Annotated in this window: 12 protein-coding genes and 1 tRNA gene; 9 read left to right on the plus strand and 4 right to left on the minus strand. The window is 59.1% G+C overall.

Going from position 1 to position 11,994, the window contains the following annotated elements:
- Nucleotides 1-95: 95 nt before the first annotated feature.
- The 3 genes from ACIOJF_RS00995 to gabT all read left to right on the plus strand — a co-directional run bounded on the left by ACIOJF_RS00995 (nt 96) and on the right by gabT (nt 3,399).
- On the plus strand, nt 96-1,703 hold the full coding sequence (locus tag ACIOJF_RS00995; RefSeq protein WP_105656903.1) for a sodium-dependent transporter: 1,608 nt from the start codon (nt 96-98) through the stop codon (nt 1,701-1,703).
- A 2-nt stretch (nt 1,704-1,705) separates the two neighbouring features.
- On the plus strand, nt 1,706-1,849 hold the full coding sequence (locus ACIOJF_RS01000; RefSeq protein WP_105656902.1) for a methionine/alanine import family NSS transporter small subunit: 144 nt from the start codon (nt 1,706-1,708) through the stop codon (nt 1,847-1,849).
- 206 nt (nt 1,850-2,055) lie between these two features.
- Nucleotides 2,056-3,399, plus strand: a complete 1,344-nt coding sequence (gene gabT, locus ACIOJF_RS01005) for a 4-aminobutyrate--2-oxoglutarate transaminase (RefSeq protein ID WP_105662539.1) — start codon at nt 2,056-2,058, stop codon at nt 3,397-3,399.
- A gap of 94 nt (nt 3,400-3,493) precedes the next feature.
- On the opposite strand, the gene rarD is transcribed toward gabT, so the two are convergent.
- Nucleotides 3,494-4,432: an EamA family transporter RarD gene (gene rarD, locus ACIOJF_RS01010; protein ID WP_402741100.1), complete on the minus strand. Its 939-nt coding sequence runs from the start codon at nt 4,430-4,432 to the stop codon at nt 3,494-3,496.
- A gap of 238 nt (nt 4,433-4,670) precedes the next feature.
- Here rarD and htpX point away from each other — a divergent pair, with 238 nt between their 5' ends.
- Complete coding sequence (gene htpX, locus ACIOJF_RS01015; protein WP_105656899.1) at nt 4,671-5,549, plus strand: zinc metalloprotease HtpX; 879 nt, start codon at nt 4,671-4,673, stop codon at nt 5,547-5,549.
- Nucleotides 5,550-5,743: 194 nt separating this feature from the next.
- A complete protein-coding gene (locus ACIOJF_RS01020) occupies nt 5,744-6,361 on the plus strand; it encodes a hypothetical protein (protein WP_402734709.1) in 618 nt (205 codons plus the stop codon).
- A 115-nt stretch (nt 6,362-6,476) separates the two neighbouring features.
- On the opposite strand, the gene ACIOJF_RS01025 is transcribed toward ACIOJF_RS01020, so the two are convergent.
- The gene (locus ACIOJF_RS01025; protein ID WP_105656897.1) at nt 6,477-6,965 is read right to left on the minus strand and encodes a YajQ family cyclic di-GMP-binding protein; all 489 of its coding nucleotides are present in this window, start codon (nt 6,963-6,965) and stop codon (nt 6,477-6,479) included.
- 182 nt (nt 6,966-7,147) lie between these two features.
- On the opposite strand from ACIOJF_RS01025, the gene ACIOJF_RS01030 reads away from it, so the two are divergent.
- Both ACIOJF_RS01030 and trxA read left to right on the plus strand, forming a co-directional pair.
- A tRNA-Tyr gene (locus tag ACIOJF_RS01030) sits at nt 7,148-7,229 on the plus strand.
- A gap of 141 nt (nt 7,230-7,370) precedes the next feature.
- Nucleotides 7,371-7,745, plus strand: a complete 375-nt coding sequence (gene trxA / locus ACIOJF_RS01035) for a thioredoxin (RefSeq protein ID WP_105656896.1) — start codon at nt 7,371-7,373, stop codon at nt 7,743-7,745.
- A 24-nt stretch (nt 7,746-7,769) separates the two neighbouring features.
- Here trxA and ACIOJF_RS01040 read toward each other — a convergent pair whose 3' ends face one another.
- Nucleotides 7,770-8,732, minus strand: a complete 963-nt coding sequence (locus tag ACIOJF_RS01040) for a DNA-3-methyladenine glycosylase family protein (RefSeq protein ID WP_402741101.1) — start codon at nt 8,730-8,732, stop codon at nt 7,770-7,772.
- A 139-nt stretch (nt 8,733-8,871) separates the two neighbouring features.
- Here ACIOJF_RS01040 and ACIOJF_RS01045 point away from each other — a divergent pair, with 139 nt between their 5' ends.
- Entirely contained in the window at nt 8,872-10,236 is a 1,365-nt protein-coding gene (locus ACIOJF_RS01045) for a pyridoxal-phosphate dependent enzyme (protein ID WP_105657076.1), read from the plus strand.
- 27 nt (nt 10,237-10,263) lie between these two features.
- On the plus strand, nt 10,264-11,421 hold the full coding sequence (locus ACIOJF_RS01050) for a cystathionine gamma-synthase (protein ID WP_402741102.1): 1,158 nt from the start codon (nt 10,264-10,266) through the stop codon (nt 11,419-11,421).
- An 88-nt stretch (nt 11,422-11,509) separates the two neighbouring features.
- Here ACIOJF_RS01050 and ACIOJF_RS01055 read toward each other — a convergent pair whose 3' ends face one another.
- Nucleotides 11,510-11,926 (minus strand): hypothetical protein, encoded by a 417-nt coding sequence (locus ACIOJF_RS01055; RefSeq protein WP_402741103.1) that lies wholly within the window; start codon nt 11,924-11,926, stop codon nt 11,510-11,512.
- Between the last annotated feature and the right edge of the window lie 68 nt (nt 11,927-11,994).

Below are 11,994 nucleotides of genomic sequence, written 5' to 3' on the forward strand. Positions count from 1 at the left end.
CGCGAAAAGTTCCCGATTCAGCAAATTGCTCAAAATATGGACACGCGACCTCGAAAAATGACCACAATGTGAAAATTTTGCAGTAGCTTAGACACATGAGCACTCCATCTTCATCACAGGGCGCTCCACTCGCAACCGAGAAGCGTGAGACTTTCAGCTCCCGAAAGTTGTTCATCCTTTCAGCGATTGGTTCGGCCGTTGGTCTGGGAAACATCTGGCGTTTCCCTTACGTCGCCTACGAAAACGGCGGCGGCGCATTCTTGATCCCATACCTGGTCGCAATTCTCTGCGCCGGTATTCCGTTGCTGTTCCTCGACTACTCCATCGGCCACCGCTACCGCGGCTCTGCTCCGCTGGCGTACCGCCGGGCCAACCGCAAGGCCGAGGTCCTGGGCTGGTGGCAGGTACTGATCTGCTTCATCATCGCCATCTACTACGCGGCCATCATTGCGTGGGCGGCCATGTACTGCTGGTTCTCCATCACCAAGGCTTGGGACAAGAACGCCGACGGCGCCGCCGGGTTCTTCATGAACGACTTCCTCAAGGTCTCGGAAAACGTCAACGTCGGCTTCGACTTCGTCGGCAACATCTTCATCCCGATGTTCTTCGTTTGGCTGGTGACCATCGTGATCATGGTCGCCGGTGTGAACAAGGGTATTTCCCGGGCAAACGCCGTCTTCATGCCGCTGCTTATCGTCATGTTCCTGATTCTGGTAGTCCAGTCGGTCTTCCTGCCGGGAGCTATCGATGGCCTGAACGCATTCTTCACCCCTGACTTCGCGGCGCTGTCAAACCCTGCGGTGTGGGCTGCGGCCTTCGGGCACATCTTCTTCTCGCTGTCCGTGGCTTTCGGCATCATGGTGACGTACTCGTCGTACATGAAGCGCAAGAGCGATCTGACCGGTTCGGGCTACGTTGTTGCCTTTGCCAACTCAAGCTTCGAACTGCTTGCAGGTATCGGCGTGTTCGCGGCGCTTGGCTTCATGGCCTACAACGCCGGCAGCTCTGTGGACGAAGTTGCCACCTCCGGCATCGGCCTGGCCTTCATTGCCTTCCCGACCATCGTTTCCGAGGCGCCCCTGGGCGCGCTAATCGGTGTGCTGTTCTTCGGTTCGCTGGTCTTCGCTGGCCTGACATCGCTGATTTCCATCCTTGAAGTTATCGTGGCAGCTTTCCAGGACAAGCTGGGCTGGAAGCGTGTTCCGGCGACCCTGGTCGTGGGAATTCCTGTGGCCCTGGTTTCGCTGGTGCTGTTCCCGACCACCACGGGCCTGTATCTGCTGGACACCATGGACGCTTTCGTGAACCAATTCGGCATCCTGGCCTGTGCTTTGGTCATGGTGATCGTCTTCGGTGCAGGCCTGGGCATGCTGCCTAAGCTGGCCAAGCACCTGAACCGCCACAGTTCCATCAAGCTGGGTACCGGTTGGAAGGTCCTGGTTGGCGGCATCGGCCCAGCAGCTTTGGGCTACATGCTGATCAATGAAATCCAGAGCAAGATGGCTGAGTCCTACAGCGGTTACCCGGTTTGGTTCAACGGTGTCTTCGGTTGGGGCATGGCTGGAGCGCTGATTGTTGGCGCAGTCCTGCTGTCGCTGGTTCCATGGAGCAAGAACTCGAAGATCGATGATCCCGAATTCGACCAGCATCGTGCGAATGTCGAGGCGGAAGAAGTTCCTGAAGCTTCCGGAAAGGAATACTAGCCATGAGCGCTATCGCGATTGTCTTCATGATTATTTCTATGCTCACCATCTGGGGCGGCCTGGCGATCTCGTTGATCAGCCTGAACCGCCACCCTGAAAAGCACGACGACGATGTGATCGAGCCAGCTGGCTCGGCAGGCAACTAGAACCTGCAAGCAGCATCTGGATCGAAGGCCTCTTCGTTTCAAGCCCCGGCTTGGAATGAAGAGGCCTTTTCCTGTGCAGATGCACTATGCGACACGAAACGTGTTGTGCCGATCCGCGTAGTGGCCGGGCAGCCGGGAGAATACTCTCTAGTTATAGAGACAACAGGGCCAGTGAGCTCACGAATAAGTTATGGAAGGACAATCACATGGACGTTACCTACCGCATTGACCAGAAGCGCAAGATCAATGGTCCGTTCCCCGGCCCGAAGTCGCAGGAACTGACCGCACGTCGAGCCAAAGCAGTTGCTGCCGGCGTAGCTTCCAGCCTGCCGGTGTACGCGGCAGAGGTTGATGGCGGCATCATTGTCGATGTCGATGGCAACCAGCTGATTGACCTGGGCTCCGGCATCGCCGTAACGACCATTGGCGCCTCGAATCAGGCAGTAGCCAAAGCCGTCGCCGAACAGGCCGCGCGCTTCACCCACACCTGCTTCATGGTCGCTCCGTACGAGAACTACATCGAGCTAGCCGAGAAGCTGGCTGCCATCACTCCGGGCAACTTCGAGAAGCGTGCAGTCTTCTTCAACTCCGGTGCCGAAGCGGTAGAGAACGCCATCAAGGTAGCCCGCATTGCCACCGGCCGCCAGGCAGTAGTCGCCTTCGACCACGCCTACCATGGCCGCACCAACCTCACCATGGGCTTGACCGCCAAGGCCGCCCCATACAAGCGCGGCTTCGGCCCACTGGCACCGGAGATCTACCGCATGCCAATGAGCTACCCATACCGCGAAGAGAACCCGAACATCTCCGGCAAGGAAGCAGCCGAGCGCGCGATCCTGGCCATGGAAAAGCAGATCGGCGGCGACCAGATCGCTGCGATCATCATCGAGCCGATCCAGGGCGAGGGCGGCTTCATCGTTCCGGCCACCGGCTTCCTGCCGCGCATCGCCGAATGGGCCAAGGAAAACGGCATTGTCTTCGTTGCCGACGAAGTCCAGGCAGGCTTCGCACGCTCCGGTGCCTGGTTCGCCTCGGACATCGAAGGCATTGAGCCTGACATCATCACCCTGGCCAAGGGCATCGCCGGCGGCATGCCGCTGTCTGGCATTATCGGCCGTGCCGAACTGCTGGATTCGGTGCACGGTGGCGGCCTGGGCGGCACCTACGGCGGCAACCCGGTTGCTGTGGCTGCGGCTCTGGAATCCATCAAGTTCATGGAAGAGCAGGACTTGGCGGGCCGCGCCCGCGAGATCGAAGAGAAGTTCTTCACCCGCTTCGGTGCGCTGCAGAAGGACATCAAGGAACTGGGCGACATCCGTGGCCGTGGCGGCATGGTCGCAATGGAATTCGTCAAGGCTGGTGGCAAGGAGCCGGACGCCGAGCTGACCAAGGCCATCGCAGCCGAATGCCTGGCCCAGGGCGTCTTGATCCTCACCTGCGGCACCTACGGCAACGTGGTTCGCCTCTTGCCTCCGCTGGTGATCGGCGACGAGCTGCTCGAAGATGCATTCAACGTATTGGAAGATGCGATCCGCAAGGCTGTCGCCTAAGTAGCTCAAAACTGCTCCTAAACGGCGAATGCCTCGAACCTCCCACGGGAGATTCGAGGCATTCGCTGTATCGGCGGTGAGTGCAACCGGGCGTTCAGACCAACTTTTTCGGTTCCGGCATGGAGCCAATGCGTGGAGTTCGCATCATGTCCACGAGCACGAAGAGCACCGCAACCCATACCAAGGCGAAACCAACCCAGCGTTCGAATGGCATGTGCTCGCCAAAGACCAGCAGGCCCAGGATGAACTGCAAGAGCGGGGCGAGGAATTGCAATGAGCCCAAGGTGCTCAAAGGCAGGCGGCGAGCCGCGCCCCCGAAGAGCAAGAGCGGAACGGCGGTGATGATGCCGCTCGCTGCCAAAAGCGAGAGGCCAGGAACATCAGCCGAGAACAGCGCAGACTTCCCGTCAACGGCCAGCCAAACCAGATAGCCGATGGCCAACGGGGTCAGCCAGACGGTTTCAATGGTCAAGGACCCCAGCGCAGTTCCGCTTTGGCCCACTTTGTTCTTCACCAGGCCATAGAAGCCAAAGGAGAAAGCCAAGCCGAGGGAAATCCAAGGGACCTGTCCCAAGCCGATCGTCAAGACAAGTACAGCAACGGTGGCTATGGCAACAGCGATCCATTGCAGCCGACGCAATTTTTCTTTCAGGACGACGACACCCAGAAGGATTGCCACAATTGGGTTGATGAAGTAGCCCAGCGAGGCTTCCAGCACATGTCCGGTCATGACCGCCAGTGCATAGAGAGTCCAGTTAGCTGCAATCAGAACACTAGCCAGTCCCAACTGCCAGATGGTCTTGGAATCCTTGAACATCGCAAGGAACTGCTTGACCTGGCGCGTGAACGCCAGCAGCAGCAGGCAGAAAACCAGCGAGAAGATCACGCGAACGCCAACGAATTCGAAGGCCGAGATGTCAGGCAGCAATAGGAAGTAAGCCGGGAGCATGCCCCAAATCAGGTACGCGGCGGTGCCTTGGATCAGTCCGTAGCTATGTTCTGAACGGATCGGTTTAGCGGTACTTACGGACATGCAGGACGCACACTTTCAGAAACAAAATGGATCAAGGGAGCGGCCCACCGGGAATTAAGTTGTGGCACCGCATCTTAAAACTACAACGTTCCCGCCGTCTGGATATTCCCCGAGGCCGGCGGTGCCTGCCATTGCACGCGGCACTGTGATATTTTCACCGGAACATAAATGGAATTCCAGTCGTTGACTAGACTAGAGAACACCAACTTGGTTTGCTTCATTGAGGGAGTGCATCGCCGTGCATGGACATAACAACGGACTCAAAACCGCCTTTTTGATGGGCGGAATGTTTGCCCTGCTGCTGGCCATTGGCTCGCTGATATCTGCGGGCACCGGCCGTTCAATGTTCATTTGGATATTTGCCTTGATCGGCCTCGGAACTACTGCCTACAGCTATTGGAATAGCGACAAGCTGGCTCTGCGCTCGATGCACGCCTACCCGGTCAGCGAAGCGGAACAGCCGGGAATGTACCGAATCGTGCGTGAGCTGTCGATGAACGCGCAGCAACCGATGCCGCGACTGTACGTTTCGCCAACCACTTCGCCGAACGCCTTTGCCACCGGCCGCAACCCGCAGAATTCGGCGGTGTGCTGCACCGAAGGCATCCTGCAGTTGCTGAACGAACGCGAATTGCGCGGGGTGCTGGGCCACGAGCTGATGCATGTCTACAACCGGGACATCCTCACTTCTTCGGTCGCCGCCGCGGTTGCGGGCGTCATCACCTCCGTTGCCCAGTTCCTGATGTTCTTCGGCGGCGGCAACAGCAATGACAACCGCGGGGTGAATCCGATCGCCTTGATTGCCCTTTCCCTGCTGGCGCCACTGGCAGCGTCGATCATCCAGATGGCCGTGAGCCGCACCCGCGAATATGATGCAGACGAGGACGGAGCCAAGCTGACCAATGACCCGCTGGCGTTGGCGAGCGCGCTTCGGAAACTGGAATCGGGGATTACGCAGGCTCCGCTGGCTTCCAACGACCAGAAGCTGGTCAACAGCTCGCACCTGATGATCGCCAATCCATTCGGCTCGCGCCTCAAGCGCATGTTCTCCACCCACCCGCCAATGGAGGATCGCATCGCACGGCTTGAAGCGATGGCTGGCGGACGCGGATACTAAGTGCAAAGCAGCTCCTGGGCTAAAGGCCGCATCTCATATGGAGATGCGGCCTTTAGCTTGTTTTGGGCCTTTACCGTTGAACTAATAGTTACTTCCCCTCCTACTAAAGGATGAGGCGATAATCCTCGTCCCCCCTAGTCAACCCAGGATAGGCTGATCGTAGCGGCACCGAAAAGAAGACCCTCTGCCGTCTGATGATGGAGCAAGGAACAAGGATGCGAGACGACGACGCGGCACTTCTGCCCAGGCTTGGGGATGCCATAGCCGGTCAACTGGCCACCGGAACGGTCAAAGGATTGGCTTGCCTGCTTGCGGCCTGGATTTGCTCATCATGGATTGCCCTCCACACTGCTTTCGGCACATTCGCTATCGCGCTGGCGATCTCGTATCTCCTCTCGGAAATCCTCGGCGCCATCATCGTTCGACCGATTGTCCTGAAAGAACGCCGTCCCAACCCCGGGGGAGTGCTGTACGTCGTCCTTCCATTCGTGGTGTCCATCGTGGTCAGCTTTGCTGCGGCCTATGCAGTTACCAGCTCATTGCGTGATAGCAGTTTTGTGACAGTGCTCGTTGCCGCATGCAACGCCGCTGAGATCCTCTGGATCAAACCATGGGTGCCGGGACCTTCGCCGGAAGAGATGGCCGCGAAGTTCAATGAATTCAAAGCCATGACCCAGGACCACTTCGCTGATGATGTTGCTGATATCAAGCGGCGGGCCAGGGAAAGGACTCGTGAACAGTACTACGCGAAGAAGGCCCGCGAAGAAGCAAAGAGGCTGAAGAAGCAGAAGCGCGACGAGGATCAGCGCTGATCCTTCCCGGGTCCATGATCCAGTGGTGCGCAGAATGGCAGCGAGGGCTGTTTCCCATGGTGAATGGGAAACAGTCCTCGCTGTGTATCACGTGATTTCTAACGCTGGGTCAGTCCTAGCGGAAGTTCACGAACTGCAGATCCGCTTCTTCGAAGTCGCGCAGCAGAGCCATCGTGGCCTGCAGGTCATCGCGGGACTTGGAAGAGACGCGCAGCTCGTCACCCTGAATGGTTGACTTGATGCCCTTAGGCGCCTCATCGCGAATCAGCTTGTTGATCTTCTTGGCGACATCCTGGGCGATGCCCTCCTTGATGCTTGCTTCGATGCGGTATTCCTTGCCGGATGCAAATGGCTCGCCGGCATCCAATGACTTCAGGGAAATGCCGCGCTTGACCAGCTTGGACTGGAAAACATCCAGTACTGCGTTGACGCGCTCTTCCGAGTTGGCCTTCATCAGGATCTTCTCACCGCTGAAATCAACTTCAGCGCCAACGCCCTTGAAGTCGTAGCGCTGGGCAATTTCCTTCTGGGCCTGGTTCATCGCGTTGGCGACTTCCTGGCTATCAACCTTGCTTACGACGTCGAATGTGGAATCACTAGCCATGTGAATACTCCTAGTTGAAACGGGTCTGATTCGCTTCATAGCCTACCGGTTTTACCCCCTGGATTTGGGGTGTGATCAGGCTTACAGCAAAAATGCCCCTCTCGATTTCACAACATCGAAAAACTCCTGTAGAGTTATTTCTCGTTCCGACAAGAGCAAATGTTCTTGAAGCGAACGTACTCGGCAGATTACCCGAGTGGCCAAAGGGGGCTGACTGTAAATCAGCTGGCAACGCCTTCACTGGTTCGAATCCAGTATCTGCCACAAAATAACTCCCGGATCCCAGGATCCGGGAGTTTTTTGCATGCGGAAGGAATGCACGGCAACCCGGATCTTTCCTATTCCCGGTTCCGAACAAGATCACCTTTCTACGTATTTCAAATAAGGATCGGCTACCGTATAACCATGGCAACGAAAAATGTGAGCGAAGACGACTTCGCGAAGTTGATTGAAGACAACGACATCGTCCTCGTGGACTTCTGGGCTGACTGGTGCGGGCCGTGCAAGCAGTTTGCACCGGTTTACGACCAGACCTCGGACAAGTTCAGCGACGTCGTTTTTGCCAAGGTGGATACCGAAGCTGAGCAGGGCCTGGCACGTGCAGCTAACGTGACCTCGATTCCTACCATCATGGCGTTCCGCGAACAGGTCCTCGTGTTCTCGCAGGCTGGTGCGTTGAACCAGACCCAGCTCGAAGATCTCGTCACCGCGGTCAAGGGCATTGACATGAGCGAAGTGCACAAGCAGATCGCCGAGGAAGCCGCGCAGGCTGATTCCTAAGAACCATTAGAGGCTTCGGGCTCCTTACCTCCGCCGGTGATCCAGCGGTGCGTAACGGGGCCCGAAGCTTTGTTTTTTCTGCCCCGAAAGCACCAGCAAGCGCACTACGCGTTGACGGTGCGGGGCGTATGGCGCCAATAGCTCCAGCATCTGCCCATCGCTGATTCGGCAACCGGTAAGCACCTGGCCCACGAAATCAGCCAGATGGAAATCTCCCACCGAAATATGGTCACTGGATCCGTGGGAGCGCTGCAGGGTTTCGGCAATTGTCCAGGAACCAATGCCCGGCACCGAACCCAAGGCGGCTTCCAAGGTGCCCGGAGCCTTGGCGGTGGGCCGTGCATGGTCCATTGGCTTCTCTGCCCACCACTGCAAACTGCCGGCAACCTGCAGCAGGCGTGCCATGGTGTTAGCCCGCTGTCCTTCAACGCGCGCCTTTTGCCAGTCCCAGCGCCTCATCGAGGCTAGCTTTTGCGGTCCGGGGAAAATCATCAGGCCCTCGGGAGCCGGACCCGGAGCCCGCTGTCCCAGGTGGCGGATCAGCCAGCGCCAGGCATAATTCGCTTCAATCCCGGTCACCCGCTGTTCCAAGATCGCCCCGGCGGCGTGCTCAAAGATCCTGCCGGTGCTGGGAAGAACGAAGTCCGGATGCAACGAGCGGGTGCGCGCGATAATTTCGGGGAACTGCCCTTCTTTGATCCTCGCGTCGAAATCGCTCCAGTCATCGAGCGCCCCTAGAAGGTTCGGAGCTGAGCCGATGGCCCAGTGGGCTCCGGGACCCCATGCTCGAAACGTTGCCGGGGCGGTGGGCGCGGGCTTGCTGATTTGCAGCGTGGCATCTCCGAACGGTGTTCCAAAGGCCAGCCATGCTTCGCTCTGGGACAGGCGGATGGTCGGATCTCCCAGTCCCCGGCGCAGGATTCCCAAAGTCTTGAGCAAGGACACGGGGCGGTGCGGATCGTAATCGGCGCTCAACGGCTTCTCCATGAATCGCATCCTATAGCCTCGTGCCTGCAGTAGCTTGCGGCAGGCTTGCCTAGCACTGATGAAAAGTGCCCGTCCACTGCGTGACGTTTCGCTACGTGCCGGAACGACATGTATGACAACCGCCGGTAAAGTTCTTGACATGAAGTATGCGTCCACAGTCCTAGATCTGATCGGCAATACCCCTTTGGTGAAGCTCAATCGAGTCACCGAGGGGATCAAAGCCACTGTATTGGTGAAGCTTGAATACTTGAATCCGGGTGGTTCCATCAAGGACCGCATCGCATTGAAGATGGTCGAGCGCGCCGAAGAATCCGGCCAGCTCAAGCCCGGCGGAACCATCGTGGAACCAACCAGCGGCAACACCGGTGTCGGCTTGGCCATGGTGGGCCAGCTCAAGGGCTACAACACCATCTTCGTCACCCCGGATAAGGTCGGCGAGGAAAAGCGCGACGTACTGCGCGCCTACGGTGCCAAGGTAGTAGTCACCCCAACCGCGGTGGCCCCGGATTCCCCTCAGTCCTACTACGGCGTATCGGACCGCCTGGTTACCGAGATCGACGGCGCCTACAAGCCCGACCAGTTCTCCAACCCGGCAGCACCCGACAGCCACTTCGAAACCACCGGACCGGAAATCTGGAACGACACCGACGGCAAGCTGACCCATGCGGTCATCAGCGCAGGAACCGGCGGCACCATCACCGGCACCGGACGCTACCTCAAGCAGGTTTCCGCCGGCCGCGCCTCGGGCCCGGTCAAGATCATTGCCGCTGACCCGGATGGCTCGGTCTACTCCGGTGGCACCGGACGCCCATACTTCGTCGAGGGCGTCGGCGAAGACATGTGGCCAGGGAACTACGACCCATCCGTGCCGGATGCCGTGGAACCAGTCACCGACGCTGAGGCTTTTGAAATGACCCGCCGGTTGGCCAAGGAAGAAGGCCTGCTGCTGGGCGGTTCTTCGGGCATGGCAGTGGTCGCCGCACTGCGTGCAGCCAAGGACCTGGGCGAAGACGACATAGTTGTCGTGATCGCCCCGGATGGCGGCCGCGGCTACCTGGCCAAGATCTTCAACGACCAGTGGATGCTGGACCAGGGCTTCACCACCGATGAATACTCCGCCTTGGACTTCATCGGCGCGGCACTTGCCAAGCAGGGCACCACCACGGTGGCTTTGGATACCACCCTGGCCGAAGCGGCCAAGGCACTGCGCGAGCAGGGCGATGACGCACTGGTCGTGTCCACTTCGCCGCTGCCAGCGCGTATCGGCGAGATCCGCGGTGTCATTGGCGCGGGGGACATTACCGACGCACTGCTGGCTGGCGCAGAACCAACCAGTACGCTGGCAGACCTGGGCGACTTGGCCAAGCCATTCATCGGCACCGCAGACACCCCGGAACATGCACAGGAACTGCTCAAGAGCCACCCGGCCGTACTGCTGACCAAGGGCGGCGAAGTGATCGCCGCGGCTACCGCAGCCGATCTCTTGGCCTACTCCACCCGCTAGAGACAACACCTCAAAGGATTGATATCGATGACTGAAAACCACCAGGGAGCAAACACCCGCTTTGTCCATGCGGGCCAGGAATTCGAACCGGTCACCGGCGCGGTAGTTCCGCCGCTGCACTTCTCCTCGACCTACGCGCAGGACGGCATTGGCGGCCTGCGCAACGGCTACGAGTACGGCCGCGGCACCAACCCGACCCGCGACGCGTTGCAGGCGCAGCTGGCCGGCGCAGAATTCGGCACCCACGCCTTCTCCTTCAGCTCCGGCCTGGCCGCCGAGGATTCGCTGATCCGTGCGATCCTGCGTCCGGGCGATCACATTGTGCTGGGCAACGACGCCTACGGTGGAACCTTCCGCCTGATTGACCGCGTGCTGGGCGACTGGGGCATCGGCAACACCCCGGTGAACATGGCTGACGAAGCAGCGCTGGCTGCCGCTATCGAAAAGAACAAGGCCAAGCTCGTGTGGGTTGAAACCCCTTCGAACCCGATGATGACCATCACCGACATCGCCAAGGTCGCTGATATCGCCCATGCTGCCGGCGCATTGCTGGTCGTGGACAACACCTTCGCCAGCCCATTCCTGCAGCAGCCGCTGACCCTGGGTGCTGACATCGTGGTCCACTCGACCACCAAGTACATTGGCGGCCACTCCGATGTGGTGGGCGGTGCGGTGATCGTCAAGGATGCGCAGCTGGCAGAAAAGATCGGCTTCATCCAGTTCGCTGTGGGTGCCGTCTCGGGCCCGATGGACGCCTTCTTGACCACCCGCGGCCTGAAGACCCTGGGCGTTCGCATGCGCGCCCACTCGGAGAACGCCGCACAGGTTGCCGGGTGGCTGCGTGAGCGCAGCGAAGTCGAGCGCGTGCTCTACCCGGGCTTCGAAGACCACCCGGGCCATGAGATTGCCAAGAAGCAGATGTCCGGCTTCGGCGGCATGGTGTCCGTCCAGTTCACCGGCGGAGAATCAGCGGCCCGCAAGATTGCCGAGAGCACCAAGCTATTCACCCTGGCAGAATCCCTGGGCGGCATCGAATCGCTGATGAACTACCCGTCGGAGATGACCCACGCTTCAGTGAAGGGTACCGAGCTGGCGGTTCCGGTGAACCTGTTGCGCCTGTCCGTTGGCATCGAGGACCCTGCGGATTTGATTGAAGACCTGGATCAGGCCTTCGCCAACCTGTAAGAACCAAGCGCAAAGGACCTGGGTTCCGCTGCCCGCAAAGGGCAACGGAACCCAGGTCCTTGGTGCTTTGAACGAAGTTCCGGATCGGCTACCGGCGGCGCTTGGCCGGTTTGGGATCCACGATCTTGAAATACCTGTTGCTCGCTGGCATCCACATCAAGGCCACGCTGAACATGATGATGGCCGCCAACAGCGAATAGCGGCCGAATCGCAGCAACAGCGGCAGCGCGGTAATCAGGCCCAACCAGGACAGCTGGGCGCGCGCGGCCCGGTCCCCGGTGAATAAGCGGTAACCCAGCACACAGCAGGCAAGGCCGGCAGCGGCGAAAAAGATCATCAGCGCAATGGCTCCGAAATCCAGCGCGGAATCCTGGATATGCTCGTAAGCCAGGAAGCCTCCGAAGCCGAGAAAAAGCACTCCGGCTAGGAGCCATAGCATTTGGGCGATGAACAATCCGCCTGAGGTGGGCTCATCTGGACGTCGCGGAAAAAGTGGTTTCTTCACGTTCTCAACCCTACGTGCTTTGGTGCGGTGCCCGATCTCACACGCTCTCGACACTGACAATAGTGGCC

The sequence above is a fragment of the Glutamicibacter sp. NPDC087831 genome (genome assembly GCF_044742845.1).
Classification (GTDB): domain Bacteria; phylum Actinomycetota; class Actinomycetes; order Actinomycetales; family Micrococcaceae; genus Glutamicibacter.

What these genes read in the sequence shown, in the direction of transcription:
- ACIOJF_RS00995 (WP_105656903.1), top strand. Translation starts at nt 96, where the DNA reads ATGAGCACTCCATCTTCATCACAGGGCGCTCCACTCGCAACCGAGAAG.
- ACIOJF_RS01000 (WP_105656902.1), top strand. Translation starts at nt 1,706, where the DNA reads ATGAGCGCTATCGCGATTGTCTTCATGATTATTTCTATGCTCACCATC.
- gabT (WP_105662539.1), top strand. Translation starts at nt 2,056, where the DNA reads ATGGACGTTACCTACCGCATTGACCAGAAGCGCAAGATCAATGGTCCG.
- rarD (WP_402741100.1), bottom strand. Translation starts at nt 4,432, where the DNA reads ATGTCCGTAAGTACCGCTAAACCGATCCGTTCAGAACATAGCTACGGA.
- ACIOJF_RS01020 (WP_402734709.1), top strand. Translation starts at nt 5,744, where the DNA reads ATGATGGAGCAAGGAACAAGGATGCGAGACGACGACGCGGCACTTCTG.
- ACIOJF_RS01025 (WP_105656897.1), bottom strand. Translation starts at nt 6,965, where the DNA reads ATGGCTAGTGATTCCACATTCGACGTCGTAAGCAAGGTTGATAGCCAG.
- trxA (WP_105656896.1), top strand. Translation starts at nt 7,371, where the DNA reads ATGGCAACGAAAAATGTGAGCGAAGACGACTTCGCGAAGTTGATTGAA.
- ACIOJF_RS01040 (WP_402741101.1), bottom strand. Translation starts at nt 8,732, where the DNA reads ATGGAGAAGCCGTTGAGCGCCGATTACGATCCGCACCGCCCCGTGTCC.
- ACIOJF_RS01045 (WP_105657076.1), top strand. Translation starts at nt 8,872, where the DNA reads ATGAAGTATGCGTCCACAGTCCTAGATCTGATCGGCAATACCCCTTTG.
- ACIOJF_RS01050 (WP_402741102.1), top strand. Translation starts at nt 10,264, where the DNA reads ATGACTGAAAACCACCAGGGAGCAAACACCCGCTTTGTCCATGCGGGC.